Annotated in this window: 26 protein-coding genes; 9 read left to right on the top strand and 17 right to left on the bottom strand. The window is 41.6% G+C overall.

Annotation, left to right across the window (positions count from 1 at the left end):
• Window position 1: 1 nt before the first annotated feature.
• The 4 genes from NQZ91_01490 (at window position 2) to NQZ91_01475 (ending at window position 3,328) form a co-directional block, all read left to right on the top strand.
• Complete coding sequence (locus NQZ91_01490) at window positions 2-1,276, top strand: site-specific integrase (GenBank protein UUM58073.1); 1,275 nt, start codon at window positions 2-4, stop codon at window positions 1,274-1,276.
• 194 nt (window positions 1,277-1,470) lie between these two features.
• The gene (locus NQZ91_01485) at window positions 1,471-2,019 is read left to right on the top strand and encodes an MFS transporter (protein UUM58799.1); all 549 of its coding nucleotides are present in this window, start codon (window positions 1,471-1,473) and stop codon (window positions 2,017-2,019) included.
• Window positions 1,995-2,477, top strand: coding sequence for an MFS transporter (locus tag NQZ91_01480; protein UUM58072.1), 483 nt, complete (start codon window positions 1,995-1,997; stop codon window positions 2,475-2,477). The genes NQZ91_01485 and NQZ91_01480 overlap by 25 nt, the downstream gene beginning before the upstream one ends.
• 134 nt (window positions 2,478-2,611) lie before the next feature.
• Window positions 2,612-3,328: a hypothetical protein gene (locus NQZ91_01475; protein UUM58798.1), complete on the top strand. Its 717-nt coding sequence runs from the start codon at window positions 2,612-2,614 to the stop codon at window positions 3,326-3,328.
• A 134-nt stretch (window positions 3,329-3,462) separates the two neighbouring features.
• On the opposite strand, the gene NQZ91_01470 is transcribed toward NQZ91_01475, so the two are convergent.
• Window positions 3,463-3,693 (bottom strand): hypothetical protein, encoded by a 231-nt coding sequence (locus tag NQZ91_01470; protein UUM58071.1) that lies wholly within the window; start codon window positions 3,691-3,693, stop codon window positions 3,463-3,465.
• Between the two features lie 42 nt (window positions 3,694-3,735).
• On the opposite strand from NQZ91_01470, the gene NQZ91_01465 reads away from it, so the two are divergent.
• Complete coding sequence (locus tag NQZ91_01465) at window positions 3,736-4,272, top strand: hypothetical protein (protein ID UUM58070.1); 537 nt, start codon at window positions 3,736-3,738, stop codon at window positions 4,270-4,272.
• Between the two features lie 73 nt (window positions 4,273-4,345).
• Here NQZ91_01465 and NQZ91_01460 read toward each other — a convergent pair whose 3' ends face one another.
• The 10 genes from NQZ91_01460 to NQZ91_01415 all read right to left on the bottom strand — a co-directional run bounded on the left by NQZ91_01460 (window position 4,346) and on the right by NQZ91_01415 (window position 13,489).
• The gene (locus NQZ91_01460; protein ID UUM58069.1) at window positions 4,346-4,774 is read right to left on the bottom strand and encodes a hypothetical protein; all 429 of its coding nucleotides are present in this window, start codon (window positions 4,772-4,774) and stop codon (window positions 4,346-4,348) included.
• Window positions 4,775-4,785: 11 nt separating this feature from the next.
• Entirely contained in the window at window positions 4,786-5,544 is a 759-nt protein-coding gene (locus tag NQZ91_01455; GenBank protein UUM58068.1) for an SDR family NAD(P)-dependent oxidoreductase, read from the bottom strand.
• 52 nt (window positions 5,545-5,596) lie between these two features.
• Window positions 5,597-6,196, bottom strand: a complete 600-nt coding sequence (locus NQZ91_01450) for a lysozyme family protein (protein UUM58067.1) — start codon at window positions 6,194-6,196, stop codon at window positions 5,597-5,599.
• Window positions 6,197-7,171, bottom strand: coding sequence for a nucleoid-associated protein (locus NQZ91_01445; GenBank protein ID UUM58066.1), 975 nt, complete (start codon window positions 7,169-7,171; stop codon window positions 6,197-6,199).
• Window positions 7,172-7,173: 2 nt separating this feature from the next.
• Window positions 7,174-8,430: a serine hydroxymethyltransferase gene (locus tag NQZ91_01440; protein ID UUM58065.1), complete on the bottom strand. Its 1,257-nt coding sequence runs from the start codon at window positions 8,428-8,430 to the stop codon at window positions 7,174-7,176.
• Between the two features lie 33 nt (window positions 8,431-8,463).
• A complete protein-coding gene (locus NQZ91_01435) occupies window positions 8,464-9,066 on the bottom strand; it encodes an L-threonylcarbamoyladenylate synthase (protein ID UUM58064.1) in 603 nt (200 codons plus the stop codon).
• The gene (gene prmC, locus NQZ91_01430; protein ID UUM58063.1) at window positions 9,053-9,886 is read right to left on the bottom strand and encodes a peptide chain release factor N(5)-glutamine methyltransferase; all 834 of its coding nucleotides are present in this window, start codon (window positions 9,884-9,886) and stop codon (window positions 9,053-9,055) included. Before prmC ends, NQZ91_01435 begins: the two co-directional genes overlap by 14 nt.
• Window positions 9,886-10,965, bottom strand: a complete 1,080-nt coding sequence (prfA, locus tag NQZ91_01425) for a peptide chain release factor 1 (GenBank protein ID UUM58062.1) — start codon at window positions 10,963-10,965, stop codon at window positions 9,886-9,888. The genes prmC and prfA overlap by 1 nt, the downstream gene beginning before the upstream one ends.
• Window positions 10,966-11,253: 288 nt before the next feature.
• Complete coding sequence (locus NQZ91_01420; protein UUM58061.1) at window positions 11,254-11,823, bottom strand: thymidine kinase; 570 nt, start codon at window positions 11,821-11,823, stop codon at window positions 11,254-11,256.
• A 337-nt stretch (window positions 11,824-12,160) separates the two neighbouring features.
• On the bottom strand, window positions 12,161-13,489 hold the full coding sequence (locus tag NQZ91_01415) for an excalibur calcium-binding domain-containing protein (GenBank protein ID UUM58060.1): 1,329 nt from the start codon (window positions 13,487-13,489) through the stop codon (window positions 12,161-12,163).
• A 121-nt stretch (window positions 13,490-13,610) separates the two neighbouring features.
• On the opposite strand from NQZ91_01415, the gene NQZ91_01410 reads away from it, so the two are divergent.
• The gene (locus tag NQZ91_01410; protein ID UUM58059.1) at window positions 13,611-13,793 is read left to right on the top strand and encodes a 4-oxalocrotonate tautomerase; all 183 of its coding nucleotides are present in this window, start codon (window positions 13,611-13,613) and stop codon (window positions 13,791-13,793) included.
• A gap of 40 nt (window positions 13,794-13,833) precedes the next feature.
• Here NQZ91_01410 and NQZ91_01405 read toward each other — a convergent pair whose 3' ends face one another.
• The 5 genes from NQZ91_01405 to NQZ91_01385 all read right to left on the bottom strand — a co-directional run bounded on the left by NQZ91_01405 (window position 13,834) and on the right by NQZ91_01385 (window position 18,726).
• Window positions 13,834-15,177 carry an MATE family efflux transporter gene (locus tag NQZ91_01405; protein UUM58797.1) on the bottom strand — a complete coding sequence of 448 codons (1,344 nt, stop codon included), beginning with the start codon at window positions 15,175-15,177 and terminating at the stop codon, window positions 13,834-13,836.
• Between the two features lie 83 nt (window positions 15,178-15,260).
• The gene (gene guaC, locus NQZ91_01400) at window positions 15,261-16,244 is read right to left on the bottom strand and encodes a GMP reductase (protein ID UUM58058.1); all 984 of its coding nucleotides are present in this window, start codon (window positions 16,242-16,244) and stop codon (window positions 15,261-15,263) included.
• Between the two features lie 282 nt (window positions 16,245-16,526).
• Window positions 16,527-17,150 carry an endonuclease III gene (gene nth / locus NQZ91_01395; GenBank protein ID UUM58057.1) on the bottom strand — a complete coding sequence of 208 codons (624 nt, stop codon included), beginning with the start codon at window positions 17,148-17,150 and terminating at the stop codon, window positions 16,527-16,529.
• 8 nt (window positions 17,151-17,158) lie between these two features.
• Window positions 17,159-17,953 (bottom strand): hypothetical protein, encoded by a 795-nt coding sequence (locus NQZ91_01390; GenBank protein UUM58056.1) that lies wholly within the window; start codon window positions 17,951-17,953, stop codon window positions 17,159-17,161.
• 2 nt (window positions 17,954-17,955) lie between these two features.
• Window positions 17,956-18,726, bottom strand: a complete 771-nt coding sequence (locus NQZ91_01385) for a glycosyltransferase family 2 protein (GenBank protein ID UUM58055.1) — start codon at window positions 18,724-18,726, stop codon at window positions 17,956-17,958.
• A gap of 85 nt (window positions 18,727-18,811) precedes the next feature.
• On the opposite strand from NQZ91_01385, the gene NQZ91_01380 reads away from it, so the two are divergent.
• Window positions 18,812-19,711 carry a glycosyltransferase family 2 protein gene (locus tag NQZ91_01380; GenBank protein ID UUM58054.1) on the top strand — a complete coding sequence of 300 codons (900 nt, stop codon included), beginning with the start codon at window positions 18,812-18,814 and terminating at the stop codon, window positions 19,709-19,711.
• Between the two features lie 546 nt (window positions 19,712-20,257).
• Window positions 20,258-21,748, top strand: a complete 1,491-nt coding sequence (locus tag NQZ91_01375; GenBank protein ID UUM58053.1) for a hypothetical protein — start codon at window positions 20,258-20,260, stop codon at window positions 21,746-21,748.
• Between the two features lie 75 nt (window positions 21,749-21,823).
• On the opposite strand, the gene NQZ91_01370 is transcribed toward NQZ91_01375, so the two are convergent.
• Window positions 21,824-22,999, bottom strand: a complete 1,176-nt coding sequence (locus tag NQZ91_01370) for a hypothetical protein (protein UUM58052.1) — start codon at window positions 22,997-22,999, stop codon at window positions 21,824-21,826.
• Window positions 23,000-23,297: 298 nt separating this feature from the next.
• Here NQZ91_01370 and NQZ91_01365 point away from each other — a divergent pair, with 298 nt between their 5' ends.
• On the top strand, window positions 23,298-24,242 hold the full coding sequence (locus tag NQZ91_01365; GenBank protein UUM58051.1) for a glycosyltransferase: 945 nt from the start codon (window positions 23,298-23,300) through the stop codon (window positions 24,240-24,242).
• Window positions 24,243-24,255 lie beyond the last annotated feature (13 nt).

Genomic DNA, 24,255 nt, shown 5'->3' with positions numbered 1-24,255 from the left:
GATGACTCAAAAAAGAACAAAATTTCCTGGTGTGTATAAGGAAGGAGATAAGAAATTTTTTTATCAGACGGAGCTCGGGATTGATAAGGTGACAGGAGAACGAATTCGAGTCAAAAGTCGAAAAGATCAGCACGGGAGGCGCTTTACAACTGCTGCTGATGCCAATCGGGAGTTAACAAGGATAAAAAAAGAATATCACGAAGCCAATGGTTATTCAAATTACAATTTGCATTTTGATGTCTTTATGAGACAGAAATATATTCCCTATTATAAGACAACAGTCAAGGCAGAAACCTACGAAGTTCGTCACAAAAAACTAGAAGAGATAGCGGATCGCTTTGCAGGAATTCCACTTCGAAAACTATCTATCGAAGACGTACATGATTTTCGAACTTGGCTATTAACGAGTCAATCAGATAGTGGGGCCGGTTATTCACAAAGTTACGCTTCACTTGTATTTGGAATGTTTCGTAAAGCTCTTGACTTTGCAGTTGAAATGAACTATGTAGAAAAAAACATCTCAAAACAGGTAAAAGCAATCGCAAAAGGAAAGGCAATTGTCGAGTACTGGACCAAGACAGAGTTTGAAGCTATTATTTCTCATATTTTTATTGAAGATGTGTATGAGCATTTATCCTTCGTTATGCTTTGGCTTTACTTCATGACCGGAATTCGGGTAAATGAAGGATGTGCGTTAAAGTGGAGCGACATTGATTTCAACACAGGTAAAATGCGAGTCCACAATATGTTAATCTTCCGTAGCAAGAAAGATTGGTACATTCAAACATACACAAAATCTGATTCAGGAAATAGGATTATCATGCTTGACGACGATACCTTGACCATTCTCAAAAATTGGCGAGATGTACAATTAATGTTAGGTTTAGGGGGAGAAAGTGATTTCATATTCTCTTATGATGGACATCCTATGGTAAAGTCGACAATAGGAAGAATTATAACGAGATACGCTAAGTTGGCAAATGTCAAGAGAATTCAACCTAAAGGTCTACGACATTCACACGCTTCATATCTCATAAATGAGTTCAACGTTTCTGTTCTAATTTTGTCAAAGCGCATGGGACATTCAAGTCCAGAAATTACACTTCGGCACTACTCGCACATGTGGGGAGGTGCTGATGAAGCCATTGTTAAAAACATGAAAGGTAATATCAACATTGTATATGCTGAAAATTCACAAATCAATTTTAATGGTAATCAAAACTTTTCAAGGAATAAACTTAATTCCCCACCAAAAACCCCACCAAAACAAGAGTAAGCTTGCAAAAAGTCTTGATACAACTGGATTCTAGATAGGGCATATACGATAGAGTGGGAATAGAATAAGTTACTCAAAAAACCGCATGAAATAAAGTGTTTCATCGGTTTTCTTTTATCGTTAGCACCAGTTTAGCACCAAAATATAAAAACTACCAAAATTAATGGTAGCTCATCCTACTTAAAAGCAAATATATTCTTTCTCTCTTTCTCCTACCCTATTTTGGTGCCTTGTCTGACAGGTTCAACAGCCGGAACGGCAAGCGGATTCCCTTCGTCTTTCTAGGCAGTCTGCTAACCTGCTTTGGACTGGTCCTTCTCCCCTATGCGACCAGCCACAAACTTTTCTGGCTCTTCAATCTTGGCTTGGGACTTGTCTTATTTGCCATGTCCATTTCTCGGGCTCCTGCTATTGCCCTCATGCCCGATTTGACATCCAAGCCTTTGCGTAGCAAGGCTAATGCCATCATCAATCTTATGGGTGCTGTCGGTGCAATTCTAACGCTCATTGCCCTAGCCCTGCTGGTCGATAAGTCAGACCAGCCTGACTATACTGACCTCTTCCTGACAGTTGGACTCATTTTGCTAGTCAGCTTTGCCATTCTCCGCTGGAAAATTGATGAGAAAAAATGGCCATCCCAGTCCAAAACGAAGAGTAAAAGACTAGAGGAACGGGCGAGCTCGACAAGGAAGTCAAGATTTCCCTTTTTTTCCTGCTGGTGTCCATCTTCCTGTGGTTCATAGCCTACAACGGCATTACGACTGCTTTTTCACGCTATGCTATCGCTGTCTGGGACATGGATGCTGGCCAGGTGGCACGCTCGCTCATGCTGGCTGCTATTGCAGCAATCATTACCTATATTCCCTCTGGATTTTTAGGGACAAAAATCGGTCGCAGAAAGGCGATTTTATTAGGAATTTGCCTGTTTTCCACGACCTATCTTCTCGGTATCATCCTGGCCGCTTTTTCAGCCCTGGTCTATCTATCTTTTGCTATTATGGGGGTGGGTTGGGCCTTCATCAATGTTAATTCCCTGCCTATGATTGTAGAGATGAGTCATGTTGCGGATGTGGGCAAGTACACTGGCATGTACTACACTGCCTCTATGGCGGCGCAGATTGTGACTCCCTTCTCATGGAGTTGCTGGGATTTGATGCCCTATTTCCCTATGCCCTCCTCTTCTCCATCCTGTCCTTCCTGACCATGATTTTAGTCCGGCACGGGGATTATTCCTAGAAAGGTTGCTATGCTTTATTTACTCGGATTCCTCATTCTCATTGGTTTATTGATTTTTTTGCTCAAACCTCGCATGGGGCGGGTTGACTTTGGTCCTTTCTGGGCTGGGATTATGCTCACAGGGGTTTTTATGATAATAGCGGAGCTGCACCGGAAAATAGTCTGGCAGCCTATGCTCTAGCTGTGCAGAAAGGCTACGGTATCGAGTTTGACATCCGGATGACCAAGGACAAGGAACTAGTCCTCATCCATGACCCCAGCTTGCTTAGAACCTCTGGCATTGACCAAAATATCGAAGATTGCCACTATCAAGAACTGCAAAAATACAAGCTTTTCAATAGCCAAGAAGGCATTCCTCGCCTGGCTGATATCTTGGATCTGGTAGCAGGCAAGGTGCCTCTCATCGTAGAAATCAAGTCGGAGAGCAGGGACGTTCTGGAAGTCTGTCAGCGCGTGACCAGCTATCTGGATAGCTACACAGGAGCTTTTATGGTGGAATCCTTCAATCCCCTGGTTGTCGCCTATTTTAAAAAACATCGCCCTAACTATATTCGTGGACAATTGTCTGGTGATTTAAGTGGGCAAAAGGGGCTGATTTACTTTGCTATCAAGCACCTGCTGACTAATTGTCTCACACGACCAGACTTTATCACCTACGAGCATGAATTTCAGAAAAATCCATCGCTCAATCTAATTCGCCTGCTCTTTCGCATCCCTCTGGTGGTCTATACAGTAAAGACCCCTCAAGCATACATTAGCAATAAAAAACGCTTTGACATACAAATCTTTGAAGGCTTTGATTCCAAGGAAATGTAGTCAGAGCATTTCTTTTTAAAAATAAGTTTAACAAGTTTTACTTTTAACTGGATTTGCAGAAAATTTTCTGCTATACTGGTTTTATGAAAAAAATGAAACTTGGACAACTCCTGGATTTACCCACTTTTCACCAATTATACAGCATTCCTATCGAAAGAAAAGCCGAACAGCATGAGAATTATATAATCGTTTTTAGCTAGGGCGAAACGCTTTTTGTAGACAGCCAGAGTGAGAACGGTCAGACTTCCCAAGCCCGCTTTGCCAGTCATTTTACAAGGGAGCAACTCCTGATTGGCCTTGGCGCAGTCCCTCACGATAGCTTGGATACCTGCCGTATCCTTGACATCCAGCCAAATATCAGCCATAGAGGTGCTACGACATCTTATTTGCTGGAAAACTATGGTAGCTTGCCTCATTTTAAGAAAATGGCAGAGCGTTACCGAGTTCATGAACGGTCGATCATCTTTGACCCCTACCGCTATTCTTACACGGTAGATGAGAAAAAAATTGCCAAGGACAGAGGATTTACAATCGTTGACCAGAAGGATTACAAAAACTTCCGTGATTTCAAGCCTTTCTTGCAAACCAATCGTGGCACGGTCTATGCCCTTCCCTGTACGTATCAGGATATCAAACGCCAGCAAGAAACCAAGATTTATATCATGGGCTGGTATTTTTATGACCAGCAAATCAAAATCTCCTGGAAACCGTCCCATTCACGAAAGTCCCGCTGGCGCTCCTCGATCATCTTTATTGACAAGGTTACTGATAAATTCTTCTTTCAAGGAGAACTCTATAAAAAGGGAATCTTCCCAATTTTCTTAGAAAATCTAGCCCTTTCCACTGGAACCTCTCAAAAATTCCCCGCCGTTAAACAGACCTATGACCACTTCTTGGACACAGTAAACCAGCAGAAAATTGGAACCGGTGTACGGAAAAAGTAAAAACTGGGCATGAAACCCAGTTTTAGAATATTTACCTGTAGAGCTAAAGGACATTCAAATCTTCACCTGTTTCTTATGGCTGGTGGACCAGTTTGTTGTCTTTATCATAGATTTCGCCATCTTGGTAGACCCAGTAGAGCGAACCGTCATTCCCTTGTAGCAGATTGTAGGGAATAGACTCTGTCCGAGTATAATTTCCTTCAATGACAATCCAATCCTTGTCGCCTAAGATCATTTTGGCATAGTCAATGGTATCCTGCCCGCTCTCTAGTTGGACCCCTCTGTTTAATTCTGAAAGATCTTTTCCTGAAACTTCTGTGGTCTCAGAGCTAGTGGTGCTAGTTGAACTACTTGCCCTTGTCGATGAAGAGCTACTAGTCTGCTTGCTGCTAGATGGGGAACTGCTGGTGCTTATCTGCCCTATTCTTGTTTTATTGGTGCAGGCACCTAAGAACACGGCAGATAGAAGTAAGATGGATAAACTGCTTCCAAACTTTCTCATAGCAAGACCTCCTACTCACGGTGAATTGTAAATCCTGTTGCTTGTTTGGTGGCCATGATCGTCATATCTGAAATCTGCACATGGGCTGGTTGATTGGCTATAAAAATGGTGCAGTTAGCAATATCTTCTGCCTGAAGTGCATCAATCCCTTGGTAAACTGTTGCTGCTCGCTCCTTGTCTCCATGGAAACGCACCTGGCTGAAGTCCGTCTCCACAATTCCTGGTTGCAATGTCGTTACCTTGATGTTTTTATCAATGGTATCAATGCGGATACCGTCGCTCAAGACCTTGACAGCGGACTTGGTTGCAGCATAAACAGCCGCACCTGCATAGGCATAAATCCCAGCAGTTGAGCCGATATTGATGATGTGACCATTATTGTTTTCTACCATTTGTGGCAAAATCTGACGGGTCACAGTCAGCAGACCACGAACATTGGTATCAATCATAGTCAACATATCAGCCAAATCATATTCTTGGAACTTATCCAGTCCCAAAGCCAGACCAGCATTGTTGACCAAGACGTCCACCTGTCCAACTTCTTTCATAATCTGCTGGCACTGCTCTATAACTTCTTCTACATTTGTTACATCAAACACAGCCAGAGTCACATTTATGCTATAACTTGTTTCCAAGTCCTTTTTAATCGTTTCTAGCTGTTCCTTCCGGCGCCCAGTAATAACTACATTATCACCGTTTTTGGCAAAGGCATATGCAATGGCCTTCCCAATTCCGCTACTTGCACCAGTAATCATACAGGTTCTTGTCATCTTGGCACACCTCCGTTCATATTTCTATTATAACACTTTTTAAGAGGGAGGGTTAAAAAAGATTGATAAAGCGCATCAGATACATGTTAAATTGGACCTGGCGTGAATAGTACATATTGCCCCCGTTGACATAGAGCTTGCCGCCATTGACAAGAGCAAGTGGATGCCAGTAGGTATAAGTTTCTAGACTAGTATTACCCAAACTTGGTGCGACTACTGTTTTGGAATACTCCTCAGCCAAATCCAGGGAGTTCTCACCTCCATTTGCAGCCACATAATCAATATAGGTCTGCCCAAAATTGTAGGCCTGAACTGCCGTCCAAACATCCACCCCACGTTCTCCTGCCAGCTGCAAATTCTGACTGAGATAGATAACACCTTGGCGGATGCTCTCCTTGCTATCTGTAATGGCATTAATGTAGCCTGTCGCAGATTCACTGGACTGCATAACGTCGACCTGTTTTCCCTTTGTCTCTGTATAAATCATAGCCAGTACCAATTCTTCATTTGCTGCGGTATCATTTTCAGCCAGGACTTCTTGGACCAAGGGCTGAAAAGTCATGACCTGCTCAACCGCATGATAGGTCTGGTACAATTGATAACAAAGAAAAACAAGGACGACAAGAAAAATCGTTCTTGTAATTTTTTTCATTTATTTACTCTTAATATCTTCGATGTTTTTAATCAAAATGGAGTAGGTTCCGTTAGGATTTTGGATGAACTCCACCGACTCTGCATCCTCATATACTGAATTCGGTACAATCAGCTCGATGCCATTTGATAGGGACAATTTCTGATTTTCAAATTTTTTGAGCTGACGGCTGGCATCAATCTCATCAAAGGAAACCTTGTCTGGGATGACTTCCTTCAGCTGGTCGACAAAATTCAAGCGGGCTGTGAGATTGTTGTCAAAAAGCTGGTCGGCCAATTTCTCAGGCGACAACTCATTGTCCTCTTCCAAATGATTATAGATAGCCGACTTGACCCTGGACTGGAATTGGAAATCCCCCTGATGAAAACTATCCGCAATTTTTTGTGCGGTCTGCTCAAGGGCCTTAATGGATTTTTTGGCAGAATGAGCTGGCGTAACTTGCAAAAGATTATCTGAAAAATAGTTGAGAAAGGCTCCGTTGTGCTTGATTCTTTTCTCAATCAGGTGGTATTTGTAGGTCTGCAAGTTGATGATGAGGGCTTCGTCAGGTGCGGAGCCTGGACCAGGCAGATTGTTCTGGGTAATCTTCAACGGGCTGTCGCTTTCCGAGCCAACGTGGGCCAGGTTTTCACGCAGGGAAATCCGCAAAAATCCAAAATGTTCAATTCCATTTTTCTCAAAAGCCACAAAAATCAAGTCATTGGTCTTAAGGTTTTCAGAAATTGAAAACTCTTCCTTCCAGAGATTGGCAATTTTGACCGAATTTTCCATCAGATTACCTGACAGATTTTCTAGGAAGGGATTTTCCGAATCAAATTGGCCAGTTTTGGCCTCGTCTGAAAATACACGTTCAATTTTTTTGCGTAAATATTCTTCTATTTTAGGACTGACAGTCAAAAGCTGGTCGGCAAGGACCAGCTCTGTATCGTCAGGACTAAATTGATGTATGATTGCTTGTTTTACAAATATATCCATTTTTAATTTTCATAGAGTGGAAAGCGGTCTGTCAAGCTGCGAACATCTTGGCGGACTTGTTCCAACACAGTTTCATTTTCAGCATTTTTCAAGGCTGTAATGATGAAGTTAGCTACCTGGCGGCACTCTTCTTCCTTGAAACCACGAGCTGTCACAGCCGCTGTCCCGATACGAATACCAGAGGTCTTAAATGGAGACAGGGTTTCAAAAGGAATAGAGTTCTTGTTAAGGGTGATACTTACTTCATCCAGCAAGTTTTGGGCAACTTTTCCGTTTTCAACGACTTTGGTCACATCAACCAAGAAGACATGGTTGTCAGTTCCACCAGAAATAACACGGAAATTCTCGTCAGCTTTGAAGACATCTGCCATAGCCTGACAGTTTTTGATAATCTGGCTTGCGTAGTCTTTGAAGGCTGGGTCCAAGTTTTCCTTGAAGGCAACAGCCTTAGCAGCAATAACGTGCTCCAATGGACCCCCCTGCATACCTGGGAAAACTGCAGAATTGATTTTCTTAGCCAATTCTTCGTCGTTGGTCAAAATCAAGCCACCACGAGGGCCACGAAGGGTCTTATGAGTGGTTGTGGTAACAATATGTGCATGTGGAACTGGATTTGGATGAAGACCAGCTGCAACAAGACCTGCGATATGAGCCATATCTACCATCAAGTAAGCACCAACTTCATCAGCAATTGCACGGAATTTTTCAAAGTCAATGGTACGAGAATAGGCAGATGCACCTGCAACAATCAATTTGGGTGAGACTTCTTTTGCACGAGCCAAAATTGCATCGTAGTCCAAGACTTCTGTCTCCTTATCAACACCATAAGCTACGAAATTGTAAGTCTTACCTGAGAAGTTGACAGGAGAACCGTGGGTCAGGTGACCACCGGCTGACAAATCCATACCCAAAACAGTATCACCTGGCTGGATGAGCGCCATATAGGCTGCAGCATTAGCCTGGCTACCAGAATGCGGTTGTACATTGGCAAAGTTAGCGCCGAAAATTTCCTTAGCGCGCTCGATAGCAAGATTTTCAATCACGTCAACTACTTCTGTACCACCATAATAACGTTTACCAGGGTAGCCTTCCGCGTATTTATTAGTAAGAATAGATCCCTGAGCTGCCATAACAGCCTTAGAAACGACATTTTCAGAGGCAATCAATTCAATATTGTGTTGCTGACGATCTTCCTCGTCCTTAATCGCATCCCAAAGTTCTTTGTCAAATTCTTTATAATCAACTAAATCGAAAATCATCTATGATACTCCTATTTTATGGTTAGACGTGGGTCAATCTGCAAATTCAATTTCAGGTATAGCAGCCAAAATTTCTTCCTTGGTGATGGCACCTTGACGCAAAATTCGTGCTTGCTGACCAGAAAGGTCCAAAATGGTCGAATCTACACCAGTCAGGGCTTGATCATCCTCAAAGCCAACCAGATCTTGAGAAAACTGGGTCTGAATATCCTGGAAATATCTTCCGCTTTCTTTTCCTGATAAATTAGCAGATGGACCAATGAGAGGGCCAATCATGTTTATCAATTGTAAGGTTTTTTCGTGCTTTGGTACCCGAAAACCTACAGTTGCCAGACCTGAATTTATCCAAACAGGAACATTATTGTTCGCTTTTAGGATAATTGTTAGGGGGCCGGGCATAAAACTATTATACACTTTTTCAAGAAAAAAGGGAGGATTTTGACTAAAATAATGAATATCGTTCAGGTTTGACACATTTAGGTTCATAGCCTTATCGCGCGGGCGTTGCTTGAGCTCGTAAACATGATTAACAGCGGTTTCCGACAGGGCCTTGGCAAAAAGTCCGTAGACGGTCTCCGTCGGCATAATGACCGCACCGTCGTTTTCAATGATTGTTAGGATTTTATCTATTGTCATCAGCAACCACCTTCCTATCCTGACCAAATTGGTCCTTCAGTACTCGGACATTTTTTTCTGGGAAATGCTGACGCAGTAAATCAGACACCTGCTGCCCTTGTTTGTAGCCAATTTCAAAATAGATTTTTCCATTATTAGTCAAAAATTGACCAGCTTGCTCAATGATATTTCGATAGATAGCCAAGCCATCTTCTTCTGCAAAGAGCGCTACATGTGGCTCTGATGCAAGGACATTTAGCCCGACCTCAGCCTTATCATCTGGTGAAATATAGGGCGGATTGGAGACGATGATGTCAAAGGTTCCAGAAATATTTTCAAACAAATCGGACAGGATAAACTGGACGTCAACCTTGTTGCGCTCAGCATTTTCCTGGGCTAAAGTCAGTGCGTCGGGTGAAATATCTACTGCAACTACATCCCAATCTGCTCTAGCATGAGCAAGAGAAACCGCAATAGCACCGCTGCCAGCTCCAATGTCCAAAACTCGTAAATTAGCTCTGCTATTTTCCGACAAAACCAAATCAACCAACTCCTCTGTCTCCGGTCTCGGAATGAGCACCCGCTCGTCCACCTTGAAACGCAATCCGTGAAAGTCCTCGTAACCAAGGATGTACTGAGCTGGCTGATGCGCTTTGAGCTGCTGAAAAATCTGCTCGATTACGTCCCGCTCCTCAGCCGACACTTCTTGACGAAGTAGCAAGACAAAGGCGGTCAGATCAAGATTTTTCAGACCTCGATAGACAAAAGAGAGGCTCTCAGGCTCCTCTCCCACTGCCAAAAGCTCTGCCTCATAGACAGAAAAAAGTTGGGCGTATGTCATTACTTATTCAGCTCTTCCAGTTTTTGCGTTTGATCATAGAGTACCAAGGCATCGACAACCTCATCCATCTTACCAGACAAAATGGTGTCCAGTTTTTGCAGGGTAAGACCGATACGGTGGTCGGTCACACGGTTTTGTGGGAAGTTGTAAGTACGAATCCGCTCCGAACGGTCACCAGTGCCGATGGTTGACTTGCGCTCAGCATCTTGCTCGTCTTGGGCAATTTGGGCAAAATGGTCAGCCACACGCGCTCGGATGATTTTCATAGCCTTGTCACGGTTCTTTTGCTGGGTACGCTCTTCCTGCATTTCGACCTTAATGTTGGTCGGCAAGTGAACGATACGAACGGCAGTCGCCACCTTGTTGACGTTCTGACCACCAGCACCAGAGGCATGGTAAATGTCGACACGAAGGTCTTTTGGATCGATGTCATATTCCACTTCTTCTACTTCTGGCATAATTAGGACAGTTGCTGTCGAAGTGTGGACACGGCCTTGGCTTTCCGTTACAGGAACCCGTTGAACCCGATGAGCACCTGACTCGTACTTGAGTTTTGAATAAACGGATTGACCAGAAACCATAGCCACGACTTCTTTGATACCACCGACGCCGTTGTAAGTGGCCTCCATTACTTCAAAGCGCCAGCCTTGGCTTTCTGCGTATTTTTGGTACATGGTCAACAAATCGCCAGCAAAAAGTGCGGCCTCATCACCACCAGCTGCACCACGAATTTCCAAGATAATGTTCTTGTCATCGTTGGGGTCTTTTGGTAAGAGAAGGATTTTTAATTTCTCTTCATAGGTTTCTTTGTCAGCCTTGGCTTGTTTGAGTTCTTCCTTGGCCATTTCTTCCAAGTCGCTATCGCCAGAAGATTCTTTAATCATTTCTTCTGCATCGATAATGTTTTGAAGTACAGTCTTGTATTCGCGGTAGGCTGTTACTGTATCACGAGTTGCCGCTTCTTCCTTAGACAACTCCATAAAACGCTTGGTATCGCTGACCACATCAGGGTCAGACAACAATTCACCAAGTTCCTCGTAGCGATCTTCCACCGCCTGTAATTGATCGTAGATGTTCATAAAATTAAGATACAAAGCCCGTTAAACAAGCACAGTCAAAATAGGAATTTCGGCCAAGTGTTACAAACACTTGGAGAAATTATCTTTTTGACACAGCTTGTAGGGCGTGTTCGATTCCTTTCTGTAATATGTAGGTCAAGAAACAGGCACAGTTCGTAGCCCGAATTCAGTTCCTTTCTTAAAATTTGGAAGGAACACACTTCTAGTTATCTTATATGCGTGTTCCATTCCGATCTCTAAATATGGACAGATTTGTAATTCCATATTTCTTTTTATGATTCAAAATGGCTAAATTTCTGGCGAAAAATAATGTTTGCGGCAAACTGGGATATAGGTTTCGTTGCCTCCGATTTGTATTTGCTCTCCCTCGTAGGTCGGTTTGCCATCCTGCGTTCTCAAAACCATTGTCGCTTTTTTAGAACAATATTGGCAAATGGTTTTGATTTCTTCAATCTTGTCCGACAAGAGTAACAAATGTTTCGAGCCTTCAAACAATTCATTTCTAAAATCATTTTTAAGACCGAAGGCCATAACTGGCACACCGAGTTCGTCTACCACACGGGCCAGGTCATAGACGTGATGACGTCGGAGAAACTGAGCCTCGTCGATGAGGACACAATAAGGAAGCGGGTCCATTTTCTCAATATAACCAAATACATCCATCTGGTCGTCAATGGCCACCGCATCTCTTCTCATGCCAATTCGGCTAGAAACGATTCCGAAAGCATCACGGGTATCCAGTGCCGAAGTCATAATGACAACGGGTTTTCCCTGCTCCTCGTAGTTGTGGGCTACCTTGAGAATTTCAATGGTCTTACCAGAGTTCATGGTACCGTATTTATAGTATAATTGAGCCATTTTTCCTCTTCCGTTCTAAAATTTCACTCCCTCCATTCTACCATAAAATCACTATTATGGGAAAGAGAAAAACAAGCCCAGTTGAGCTTGTTTGGAAATCATGGCCACATGAATAAATTTAAAACCAACTCTAATAGCATCTCACCCCATTTGGGCTTCCATTTATAGAGAACCAGGATGGTGTAAATAGCAGAAAACAATGTTATGGTTACCAGGATGGGTCCGATGATGGTGCTGATTGGAAACACTGCCATTGCAAGATCAAGGGTAAATATACCTAGTAACAAAGCTAAGATGATGCGGTATGCAGGTTTCAAAACAGTCCCTCCTGTTTTATCTACTCGCAACCAATTCCGTCGCCATCTCTGTCTAGGTGACTTCCATAACCAGGTTGACCTTGATAGACCGGAGCTGCTCCTGCTGCTCTCGCTGCCTTACAGTTCGGATAGTAAACATTGCTCGCAGGTGCTTGCGCAAAACCATGGATTTGACCTTGTGATTGAGCCGCCGCTTGAGCCTGGGCTGCAGCTCGCTCCTCAGCAATTCGTTTGGCCTCAGCCGCCTGGCGCTCTTCCTCCTCTTTACGAGCCTTTTCTGCGATAGCCTTCTCAGCATTCCAGTATTTGATGACAACCTTGCTATTTTTCTTATAAACAGTATCCTTCTGGGAATCCCAAGCCTTCCCATCTATTTCAATAACGCTCACCTGACCATTTTTACTGATATCATCTGTTTCGGTAGCAACTTCGGAAATCTGAGTGAAGCCCGCAGCAGTAAATAACTCCTTATTTTTTTCTACTGTTGCATTTGAAATATTCTTAGGTACTTCAGCAAAGTTTGAAAAATCATAGTAACTGATGACGATTGGCGTTGCTTTTTTTAAGATAATATCTTGCTTGGTATCTAGTCTTAGTTTCTCACCATCTACTGTAATATCGCGGATGGTCCCGTGTTTTGATTTGTCCTTTTCTTCAATTTTATCCCACTTTACCTGTGTAAATCCGACTTCAGTCAGGGATTTTTCTAAATCTGCCTTATTTTTAGTCTCCAAAGCATCCTGTGGAAATTTCAAATTGTCCTTGCTAGCATCAAAATAAGTTACTTTGACAGGAAGACTTGTCGAATAAAAGTAGCCTTTCTGATAGGAATAGAGACCAATTTCCAAATTCTCTACTTGATCGTGCTTGTCATTATTTCCATCTGCCAACAACATAACAGAAGATAGCTCAATATTGTCAAACCCTGCCTCTGTCAACTCTTTTTCAAGCTCAGTGACATTTCCAGGATAGGAAAGATTGCTTAATTCAACCGCATCATCTTTCGGGGCATGATAAGATATGGAAATCGGTACATTTTTTGAGGCAGTCCCTTCTTTCCATTCTTCGCCATCAACAAGAACAACTTCTACCTTACTACTTTCATCAATTTTTCCGTACTCTAAATCTGCAATTTTTAAACTTTCCTTGATATTTTCAAATCCAGCCTCTTTATAGATTTGTAGAACTTTTTCAATAGGTTGGCCGTAAACTTGTTCTTTCGCCGGCAACTCAGCAGTCGTCAATTGAATTCCTGCAACACTTGCTACCAGCAAACCACCTGCTACAGTAGCTGTTTTTCTGTTGAAAATCTTTCTGATTTTACCTTGATTTTTAATCTTACCTAGCATATCTATCTCCTTTCTTTCACAATATTATTATATAGAACAAAGGATAAAATTGCAATTATTTATAAAATACTTGAATAATTTTTTTACTGTGATAAAATATTCAACAAAAAGGAGAATTTATATGCCATTTGTACGTATTGATTTATTTGAAGGTCGCACTGAGGAGCAAAAAATTGCCCTAGCTCGTGAGGTGACAGAGGTTGTTTCGCGTAATACCAACGCCCCGAAGGAAGCTATCCATGTCTTTATTAACGACATGAAAGAGGGAACTTATTTCCCGCATGGTGAAATGAAATGCAAATAAGCAAAAAGCTGACTTGTCTTCTTTCCAGTCAGCTTTTTGCTTATTGCTTATCTTTTTTTACAATATATCGTAAGCGTAGATTCAAGGAAATCCCGCAGGTGAATATCCCGACAATCAAGCCAATCCAGTAAGCTTTTGGTCCCAAGTCCGTCAGACTATCCAGCAACCAGGCAATAGGGAAGGTCATGGACCAGTAGGACACTAGGCCTAGCACAAAGGGAAAGGTGGTGTCCTTGTAGCCCCGTAAAATCCCCTGAATCGGTGCTGTAAAGGCATCTGCCAGTTGGAAAAAGAGGGCAAAGACCAGGAAGTCAGATGTTAAGGCGATAAATTCAGGTTCTATACCATAAAGACCTGCTACCATTTCCCGATTAAAATAAAGGAAAGTCAAGGTCAGACTGGCAAAGAGAACGGCTGTCAAGCGGCCAATCAGACTGTACTGCTGGACATCTTTCAGGCGTTTTGCCCCGTGTTCGTAGGAAACCAGAATAGGCAGGGCCATGGAAATGCTGAGCGGGAAGGCATACATGAGAGTCGCAAAATTCATAGCTGCCTGGTGGGCCGCAATGGTCTGCGCAGAATATTTGGACATGTAGAGCCCGACCACTGCAAAAATGGCTACTTCTGCGAAAACCTGTAGACCGATGGGAAGACCGATTTTTACTCCTTCTTTGAGTATGGCAGGATTAAAGGATGTCCAGTCCCACACTTGGTAGGATGCAATCTGCTTATTTTTCCTCATGACCAGGACAACCACTGCTAAGACTGCCCAATAAGCCAAAGCAGTCCCAAGTCCAGCACCTGATCCGCCCAGGGCCGGCAGTCCCAATTTCCCATAAATCAAGAAATAGTTAAAGAGGGTGTTAAAGGGAACCAGGAGCAACATGAGGTACATGGACAGTCGGGTCAGACCGAGGGCATCGAAAAAGGACCGGCAGACGCTGAAGATGAGAAAAGGCGGGATGCCAATGGAAATATAGTAGAGATAGGACAGAGCAACTCCTGCAACTTCAACCTCTAAGCCCAGCCAGCTCAAAATAGGCCTAGCAAAAACAAAGACCAAGATATACAAAATTAAGGCCAAAAAGCCAGACAAATAGACAAACTGGTGAAATTCTTCGCGAATCTTGTTCTTATCGCCCTTGCCCAGATGATGGCCGATAATGGGAACCAAAGCCGACACAATCCCTGTCAAAAAGGAGAAAAATGGGTTCCACAAACTGGTCGCCATAGAAACACCCGCCAAATCAAGGGTACTAAACTGTCCCGTCATCATGGTATCGACGAAAGAAGCCGAAAAGTTAGCAAATTGATAAATCAAAATCGGCAGAAAAATTTTTAGAAAGAGAAGAAACTTTTCTTTTATTGTTTTAGTTGGATACATAATCGGTCCTTTAATCTTAGTCAACCTATTGTATCAAGAAAAGGACCTGCACTGCAAGTCTTCTATTTCATTACAAACATAAATTAAATCGAATCGCCGTTCCAGATGGAATTTTTCACGACGACATAGTCCACATGGCGCAGGCTGTTCAAATCACGACCACCTGCGTAAGAAATGGATGACTGCAGGTCCTGTTCCATTTCCACCAAAGTATCCTTGAGATGCCCCTTAGCTGGCAGGAGAATCTTCTTGCCTTCTACATTTTTATAAGCACCTTTTTGATATTCAGAGGCCGATCCATAGTATTCTTTGAATTTCTCGCCGTCCACTTCAATGGTTTTACCCGGACTTTCAATATGCCCTGCAAAGAGGGAACCAATCATGACCATGCTGGCACCGAAACGGATGGATTTGGCAATGTCACCATGCGTACGGATACCACCATCCGCAATAATGGGTTTACGAGCCGCTTTAGCACACCAACGAAGGGCTGCCAGCTGCCAACCACCTGTACCAAAGCCTGTCTTAACCTTAGTAATACATACTTTACCCGGACCAATGCCGACCTTGGTTGCGTCAGCACCCGCATTCTCCAACTCACGAACCGCTTCAGGCGTCCCAACATTTCCCGCGATAACAAATGTCTCTGGCAACTCTTTCTTAATATGCTTGATCATCTTGATGACACTGTCCGCATGACCATGCGCAATGTCAATGGTGATAAATTCGGGCACATCGTTTTTCAAGCTAGTCACAAAATCATATTCATAGTCTTTGACACCGACGGAAATAGAAGCAATCAAACCTTGGTCATGCATCCGTTTGATAAAGGGAATGCGTCCTTCTTCGTCAAAACGGTGCATAATGTAGAAATAACGGTCCTTAGCCAGCATCTCCGCCACATCCTCATCAATAATGGTCTGCATATTGGCCGGAACTACAGGAAGTTTGAAACTGTACTTGCCCAAAGTCACCGTCGTATCCGCCTCAGAACGGCTGTTGATGATACATTTGTTGGGAATTAACTGAATATCCTCATAGTCAAATACCGGCATTTCGTTGTACATAGCTTTACCTCATTTTCTGAACAATCTTCCGAAAAATACATTTTTTTCGTTTTTTAATCAACTTACAGAATAAATTATATACTATCGTTTGGTTTTTGTCAAATACAAGGCCATGCAGATGATTAACGTTCGCTTATTCTCAATTATCCAACATTTAAAACGTCACTTCATTCGTATTATTCGATTTTTGAGAATATTTTAGAACAAATTCAAAAAATCATTCTTGTTTTCTGAATGAAATTGTCCTAACAATCAAAAAAATCTCCAAAAACTGAAGATTTTTTAATCAAATTCATATAATTGAGGAAATTTTGCGCATTCTGGATTTTTCGGATGGCATACTTCCCGTCCAAAATAAATCATGGCCTGATGGGCTGGGAGCCAGAGTTCTGGTGGCAAAACTTCCATGACCCGTTTTTCTGTTTCCAGTGGCGTAGCGGATTTTTTAACAATATCATGGTGTTTGCAGATGCGACCGACATGCGTATCCACCGCAAAAGCTGGGATGCCAAAGCCGACACTCATGACGACGTTGGCGGTCTTGCGGCCTACTCCAGCCAAACTTTCCAATTCCTCGCGTGTCTGTGGAACTACACCGTCAAATTGATCCAACAACTGCTGGGCGCATTCTTTGAGGAATTTAGCCTTGTTACGGTAAAGACCCAAGCGTGAGATATAGGGCTCAATGTCTTTGACCTCGGCTGCTGCCATAGCCTCTGGTGTCGGATAGGCCTCAAACAAGGCAGGTGTTGCCTTATTGACCGCCGCATCTGTCGTCTGAGCAGACAACATGACCGCTACCAGCAGTTCGAAATGATTTCTAAAATCCAAACTTGGCTTGGCGTCTGGATAGAGGGCAATAATTTCTTCAATTACTTTTCGTGCACGTTTTTTTGATAATACCATGTAAACCTCTAGTCCTTATTTCTTGAAAATTCCCTTGCTCCTTGGAACATATAGCGAATATTGTCCGTTATTTTTATTTCTGGTAGCATCATTTTTCGTTTTCGTATGGCAAATTGCAAAATCAATAACCAATACCAGTTGGCTGTCATCCGCTTGAAGATTGCACCTTTTTTTCGACAAAATTCTGGTGAATTAGACCGATCCCAATAAGAAGCTCTAGCATCTATCAAAGTTGCAATTTTGACAGGATAACTATAAATTTTCAATCCCTTGCGAAGAGCATCGAATAATAAAATATTTTCTTCACCCGAACCATATTTAGCACCAATTCCGAACCGTTCATCAAACACAATTCCTTTTTGTAATATACTAGATTTTTTAAAGCTAATCTGCACAGAAGAGGTTCTCATTGCCCCAATATGATGAATTCTTCCTTTTTTCAATGGTTTCTTGGCCATGGTTGCCACCTCATTGTCTACATAAAAGACAATCACATCCGCATCTGGAAATTCCTGATAGGCCTCAGCCACAATCTCCTGGTAGTTATCGACAAAAACCATGTCATCATCTGCAATTTGACAAATCGCATGCTCAGGTGCTAGGGCAAGAGCATCGTTTCTACTGGCACTCAAGCCCAAACGATTGGAATGCAGTATGGTCGAACGCTCTTTTGTTACCAATTCAGACTGCTCACGACCTGACCGATACTGATTAACAATAATCGTGACAACAGATGTTAAATTCATCGTCTCAAGTAATTTGTCTACATTGTGATTATCCACTGTCGCTACTAATACAACCATTCCTATATCCTCCTCTTCACAGCGTTATAGGCATACCCAATGAAGGGAATAATCGTTTGAATTAAGGATAGACCTTCAACTTTTCTAAATAGATACCATGTCCGTTTGATGGCCTTTAGTTTGTTTGCAGATAAGGAAGAGTTGACGCGGCGGTAGATAGACAGAGCTTCAGGTAAGCTATAAGCGTAACCTGTAACTTTCAGTATCTTCCACCAAGTAGCAGTATCCTGTCCTCTACGGACATCAGGCATCGCAATCTGCTCTTTTGTCAACTGGTGTAAATCCAGCATAACGGTTGAAGTGAAAATCGTGTGATTGCGTAGCGATTCCTGGTAAGAGATTTTAGCAGGAACTTTGACTATTTTGTTTAAACTTGTACCGTTTTCGTCAGCAAATTGGTAGGCTGTAAATGTAAAAGCATGACCGTTTGCTTCTGTGAAGGCAAGTTGCTTTTCTAATTTTGTTGGCAACCAAAGGTCATCTGCGTCTAAGAAGCAAATATAGCGACCATGCGCCGCTGCTACTCCTTTATTCCTAGATATTGCCACCCCTGAATTAGTGGGATTCTCCAAGAGAGTCAAATCGGGTACCCAAGTCATCATCTCTTTAACAAGGACAACAGACTGGTCTGTCGAGCAATCGTCTACCACGATAATTTCATAATTCTGATAGGTTTGTTGTAAAACAGAGTTAATTGTCTCAGTAATATAGTCAGCTGCATTATACATGGGTATAATTACGCTAACCAATGGACGAGATAGGTCTTTATTCATTGCATATCCTCAGCAAATATATTTGAAAATTAGTATCTATTATAGTAATATTAATAGCGATAATAGACGAAAAGGAAAAAACAAAATGTCTTTACCATTAATTTCAGTAGTTATTCCCAACTACAATAGAGGTCATCTACTGCAAGAAGTCCTCAAAAGTGTCATTAGTCAAACCTACTCCAATTGGGAAATTATTGTTGTGGATGACTTTTCGACAGATGACTCACTAGCTGTCCTAAAGCAATTGCAGGAGCAAATCCCTCAGCTTATTGTACACCAATTAGCTGAAAATAGTGGCGCTAATGTTTGTCGCAATAAGGGCGTTGAGCTAGCTAAAGGTGAATTGATTGCCTTTCTGGATTCCGATGACTATTTCTTGCCAAGTAAGTTAGAAAAACAAGAACTTATCTTCCGAAAATATCCCGAAGTAGGATTTGTCGTGACTGGATTTGGCTCAACTGCTATCCATGTACCATCGGAAGGACTTCTGAATGTTGGAGATACTATTTTACAAAATAATCTCGGTGGTTTCTCAACCTTGATGGTAAAAAAATCCTTGTTCCTACAGATTGGTGGCTTGGATAACAGCTTATTAAGCTGTCAAGATTGGGATCTCTTTTTAAAACTCCTAGAAGTTTCCAAGGGCTATAAGATTTCGGAAGACCTAGTTGTCTATGAAATTCAAGATGACTGCATTTCAAAAAACAGCAACAAGGTCATTCAAGGTTATCAGGTTGTTTCCAAACGTGCTGCCGAGATAAATAGCAGACTAAAACTCGTGCCTGAGAGAAAACTAGCTAGCTACCAGGAATATTATCTAGCTCTGCGCTACTATGGTTTAAGAGACATTGGTCAGGTACGCCATCATCTGTGGCAGTCACTGCGTATCCAACCAACTCCACTTGCAGCTATCTATCTCCTTGTTTCTTGTTTTGGTTGGCAAGCCCTTCGTGGTTTTATTAACCTAAAAAATAAAATAAAGTAAAAGCGTAGAATCTGTGTTCACAAGTTGTAAATACAGGTTCTAAGGAAACAAAACCAAGCAAGAGGGATGACAGCTGATAATTGGTTGGCAGTAGATACAAAATAGCAAGAAAAACAGGTAAGAATACTCATTTTTTAAGAGACTATACAAGTATTTGTTCTTTCTGAAATCCAATCTTTTCAGGTATGCTTTAGCAGATTGATAGTTTTCTTTGATGGAAACCATCAATAATTGCAAGAGCGCCTCAATCAATTTAAATTCATAATACTCTTTATGATTCTTGCAATTTTTAAGCAAAAGCTCGCAGGAAGCAACTAATTCGAGAATATTCTTTACTCGGAAATCTGAACTGAGCGAATTTGCACAAATACGATAGGTGTACATCTGATCATGAACACTTGTAATATTATTAGCTGCAACCATTAAGTCAACATAGACACCATCACTATTTCCTTTTAAAATTATGAAACCCTTCACATCATTCTACCAAAAAAGGGTTTACATTTCAAAAAATGTTACCGATAAATTCACAAGGAAAGGCTTGGAATGAATACAAAATCACTGAAAATCAACGGGATTATTTCCCTTTTGAACAAATGTATTTCAATCGTCTGTAGTTTAATTCTCCCTCGGCTTTTCATCACAGCTTATGGTTCAGAAGTCAATGGGCTCATGTCCAGTATTACTCAATATCTGACCTTGATTAGCCTATTGGATATGGGAATGGGAACTGTCGTCCAAGCTGCTATGTATAAACCATTGTTGGACCAAGATTATGGGAAACTGTCCACCATTTATTATAAGTCTCAGCAATTTTTCAATAAGATTGGACTCTTTTTAATCTTTTATGTCGGTGTACTCTGCCTCTTTCTCCCTCAGGTACTGTCCAGCCATTTCTCACAGCAACAAATAATGAGTCTGATTGCTATTCTTTCTCTGTCGCATCTCCTTCAATTTTTTGTTGGCATCACCAGTCAAATCATTTTAGGCTCTGATCAAAAAGCCTATATCAAGGAAATCTTACAAGGATTGACCAATATTGCCAATCTCTTACTTTCCATGTTTCTCATTAAACAGGGACAAACTGTATTTCTAGTTAAATTCGTTTCAGCATTGGTCTTTATAATCCCACCAATCTCTATCAGTTACTACGTCCACAAGCATTACCATATTTCCAAGCAAGTAATTGATAAAAACTTTAAAATCAACCAACAATGGTATGGAATTGGTCAGCATATCGCCTATACTGTTCAAGAAAGTACCGATATTGTCATCCTTTCTATGTTCTCAAGCTTGAACAGTGTATCTGTCTATGCGATTTATAACACGGTCTTTCAGGGAATTAAAACTTTTCTCAATGCAGCAACCAGTGGCTTGCGTCCCTTTCTTGGGCGTGCCCTACATTTGGACGATCACCAACTTCTCTTTCGGCAATTTAGAAAGTTAGAATGGCTCTTACATACTGGTTCAACCATTGTCCTTGCGACAACCTTTCAATTGGTGACGCCATTCATCCTTCTCTATACGGATAAGGTGACCGATGCCAACTATAACCAGCCTTTATTTGGCTATATCATGACGATTTCCCTCCTTCTCTACGCTATTCGTTTGCCTTACCGGACCTTGGTTTTCGCTAGCGGAGAATTTAAGAAAACACAGTTTGGAACCTATACCGAAGCTATCTTAAACTTAGCGATTTCTCTGATGTTAGTTGTACCTTTGAACATTGTTGGCGTTGCCATCGGTACAGCTGTTTCACAAACCTTCAGTCTGGCCTATTATATCTGGTATACCTACCGTTTTATCATTACAGGTCAACCCGTTTCAATCTCTAAACAATTACTGATGGATGCGGCTATCTTTACCTTGTCCAACCTCCTGCTCCTTCCATTTACTGGAAGTATTGGTTCCATTGTCGGTTGGATTGTCTTTGGCAGCATCAGTATCCTTGTCACAACCATTATCAGTTTGATGATCAATTATGCTTTCTCTCGGAAAGAATTATTTGACTTTTTAAAACGAAAACTGCCAGCATAAGAAATACCATACTAGTTCAAGACAAGTTTGTCCATCTAGTATGGTATTTTTCTATATGGCTACGCTAAGGTAGATTTAATCCTTCCACATCTCTTGCCGATAAACAGCATAGACTACTGAAAGCATGATGATGAAACTATAATCTCCATACATACTCCCCGTTACAAAGAATTTCAAAAAGAAGGCTGAAACTGCAAAAACGACAACTTTCTTATTGGTCATAGATGCTCGGAAAAAGGTTGTGCCGATAAAATAAACGAGAAAGAGCAAAATCATTGTCCCCAAGACCCAGCCAAAGCTCAGATAGGTTTCCAAGATAAAATTATGGACATATATACCATCCGGCATCAAGGTTCTGTCAAAAAAGGCCCCGTTGATTTCCCCACCCATGATTTTCAAATGCGCGATAGCCGTCTCTATCATAAACTTACGCCCTGTGCTCTCGCCAATAATCCCTTGATTGATACGGTTGAGAATATAGGAACCTTCTATATGAACAGAAGCAAGTACCCGTCTAAGAAAGAGGAAAATTCCTGCAAACAGTGCCAAGCCAGAGAAAATTTGTAAGAAGGTTTTTAAGGTTAGGTGACGCAGGACTTTTTTTTCAATCAAATCTATGAACAAACACAGGAAACCACCCACTGCCAACCAAATCAAGGGACCACGCGCCCCGTAAATAACACCTTCTAGCAACATAACAATCGCAATACCTGCTTTCAACAGGCTTGAGCGATGAATGAAATTAAAGACAAACAACAGCCAAATCGGTAACAAGTTATAGGAATATGGCATGTAATTCGTTGCATTATGAAAGACATATTTTACGATAAAAGCACTGATAATAATCACATAATTCATATATTCTATGAACTTGCTGGTAAAGAGATAGGAAAAATCAGTTATTCGGGATAAAATCAAGACCGCATAGGGTAAATAAAAGGTGTAAATCATCACCATCTCAACCCCTGTAAAAGTCCTTTTGACAAATCGATTACTGGTCAAATACAAAATAATATACAAGAGATAGATGAAATATAAACTCGTCAGCCGTTTCATGGACAAAGGAAAACGCACAAAGATAACAAAAGCAAATAGATAAATAAGCGCATAGAAGAAAAAGATGCTTTTGCTCGCGAGATAGGCAAATCCCAGCCGTTGTAAGGCCGTCGCCATCACCATACTGAGGGGATAGATGCTAATCGAGACATAAAAGAAAATGACACTCCACTTATTGAAGGTATTATTCTCCATACCTGTTTACCCATAACACAAGTTTTTCCCTACAAGATTGTTGTAGAAACATCGATTGTGGCCCTCCCATATCCTGTTCTTTCCGGCGTTCGTACAATTTATGTACTCCTACTTCTCTAATCATTTCTCTTCCTTCGTCTGATAATATTTACTAACACCATATTATAACACCTCGATTTCAAAAATAGAAATAATAGATATTCTCGAACCCAAATTCCCCACTTTAAAAGTGCCCAACCAAGGATAAAAGACTTCTCTGTGCTATAATAGTAGCAGGACAGAAAGGAATAGGTAAAATATGGTAGCGCCTAAAGTTTCTATTATCGTACCCGTTTACAATACGGAACAATATATCGCGGAATGTATCCAATCCATTCTCCAACAAAGTTTGAAGGATATTGAACTGATTTTGGTCAATGATTGTTCAACAGACCGTTCTTTAGAGATTTTAAAAACGTATCAACAAGAAGATAGTCGTGTTACTGTGATTGACCTGCCTGAAAATGTGGGGGTCGGCGATGCTCGCAATAAAGGCATAGATATTTCTAGTGGCGAATTCGTTGCCTTTGTCGATTCAGACGACTTGGTCAAGGTAGATATGTTTGAAAAACTCTATCAGCAAGCCAAGAAAGATCAGGCTGATTTAGTATTGTGCGACACAGGTACTCTCTCATCTGATGGACGCGAAAAAACTGTTTGGCACAAGCCAATCTATGGGAAAGCAAGGCTGCAAGACATCTATCACAATACACAACCCACGGCTCGCATGGTCGCTCGAACACTGATTGACCAAACGAACTTTCGTTTTCTATCGGGTATGGGTGAAGGTATCTATTTCGAGTTGATGATTGCTGCTAACACTATCACAACGGTTCCCGAAAAACTGTATATTTACCGTTCGCGTCAAGGCTCCCTCAGTACCACTCCTAATCCTGATAACAACCGCAAGTCTATGGAAAATAGCCGCATTATGGGCCAACGCAATCCAGACTATGCAGATTATTTCACCTTCAAAATGATTGAAGATTTACTTCAAATGGTCGCTAATGCAGTCAAAATCGGTGACCAATCAGCCTATCAGGATGCTGTGACAGAGCTTGCAAAACTAAACTTCAAACAAAACCCATTTATTCCAACATTTTATAAAAGGGAATATAGCTGGCACCGCTATTATCTCAAAGTCTATTTACTCCCAGCAAATTATTATCTGGGACGAATGATTTCCTTGTTACTATTTAGATAGCCTGCTGATGTAC

This window comes from Streptococcus suis (genome assembly GCA_024583055.1).
In the GTDB taxonomy this organism is placed as follows: Bacteria; Bacillota; Bacilli; order Lactobacillales; family Streptococcaceae; genus Streptococcus; species Streptococcus suis_V.
Note: the sequence above shows the minus strand (reverse complement) of the source record. Positions and strands in the feature narration are given on the sequence as shown.

Excerpts from the sequence above, each read along its gene's own strand:
- NQZ91_01370 (UUM58052.1), bottom strand. The coding sequence starts at position 22,999 with ATGGAGAATAATACCTTCAATAAGTGGAGTGTCATTTTCTTTTATGTC.
- NQZ91_01490 (UUM58073.1), top strand. The coding sequence starts at position 2 with ATGACTCAAAAAAGAACAAAATTTCCTGGTGTGTATAAGGAAGGAGAT.
- NQZ91_01420 (UUM58061.1), bottom strand. The coding sequence starts at position 11,823 with ATGGCTCAATTATACTATAAATACGGTACCATGAACTCTGGTAAGACC.
- NQZ91_01375 (UUM58053.1), top strand. The coding sequence starts at position 20,258 with ATGAATACAAAATCACTGAAAATCAACGGGATTATTTCCCTTTTGAAC.
- NQZ91_01460 (UUM58069.1), bottom strand. The coding sequence starts at position 4,774 with ATGAGAAAGTTTGGAAGCAGTTTATCCATCTTACTTCTATCTGCCGTG.
- NQZ91_01440 (UUM58065.1), bottom strand. The coding sequence starts at position 8,430 with ATGATTTTCGATTTAGTTGATTATAAAGAATTTGACAAAGAACTTTGG.
- NQZ91_01365 (UUM58051.1), top strand. The coding sequence starts at position 23,298 with ATGGTAGCGCCTAAAGTTTCTATTATCGTACCCGTTTACAATACGGAA.
- NQZ91_01410 (UUM58059.1), top strand. The coding sequence starts at position 13,611 with ATGCCATTTGTACGTATTGATTTATTTGAAGGTCGCACTGAGGAGCAA.
- NQZ91_01380 (UUM58054.1), top strand. The coding sequence starts at position 18,812 with ATGTCTTTACCATTAATTTCAGTAGTTATTCCCAACTACAATAGAGGT.
- NQZ91_01470 (UUM58071.1), bottom strand. The coding sequence starts at position 3,693 with ATGGCTGATATTTGGCTGGATGTCAAGGATACGGCAGGTATCCAAGCT.
- prfA (UUM58062.1), bottom strand. The coding sequence starts at position 10,965 with ATGAACATCTACGATCAATTACAGGCGGTGGAAGATCGCTACGAGGAA.
- NQZ91_01445 (UUM58066.1), bottom strand. The coding sequence starts at position 7,171 with ATGGATATATTTGTAAAACAAGCAATCATACATCAATTTAGTCCTGAC.
- NQZ91_01405 (UUM58797.1), bottom strand. The coding sequence starts at position 15,177 with ATGTATCCAACTAAAACAATAAAAGAAAAGTTTCTTCTCTTTCTAAAA.
- guaC (UUM58058.1), bottom strand. The coding sequence starts at position 16,244 with ATGTACAACGAAATGCCGGTATTTGACTATGAGGATATTCAGTTAATT.
- NQZ91_01435 (UUM58064.1), bottom strand. The coding sequence starts at position 9,066 with ATGACAATAGATAAAATCCTAACAATCATTGAAAACGACGGTGCGGTC.
- NQZ91_01450 (UUM58067.1), bottom strand. The coding sequence starts at position 6,196 with ATGAAAAAAATTACAAGAACGATTTTTCTTGTCGTCCTTGTTTTTCTT.
- NQZ91_01385 (UUM58055.1), bottom strand. The coding sequence starts at position 18,726 with ATGAATAAAGACCTATCTCGTCCATTGGTTAGCGTAATTATACCCATG.
- nth (UUM58057.1), bottom strand. The coding sequence starts at position 17,150 with ATGGTATTATCAAAAAAACGTGCACGAAAAGTAATTGAAGAAATTATT.
- prmC (UUM58063.1), bottom strand. The coding sequence starts at position 9,886 with ATGACATACGCCCAACTTTTTTCTGTCTATGAGGCAGAGCTTTTGGCA.
- NQZ91_01455 (UUM58068.1), bottom strand. The coding sequence starts at position 5,544 with ATGACAAGAACCTGTATGATTACTGGTGCAAGTAGCGGAATTGGGAAG.
- NQZ91_01390 (UUM58056.1), bottom strand. The coding sequence starts at position 17,953 with ATGGTTGTATTAGTAGCGACAGTGGATAATCACAATGTAGACAAATTA.
- NQZ91_01415 (UUM58060.1), bottom strand. The coding sequence starts at position 13,489 with ATGCTAGGTAAGATTAAAAATCAAGGTAAAATCAGAAAGATTTTCAAC.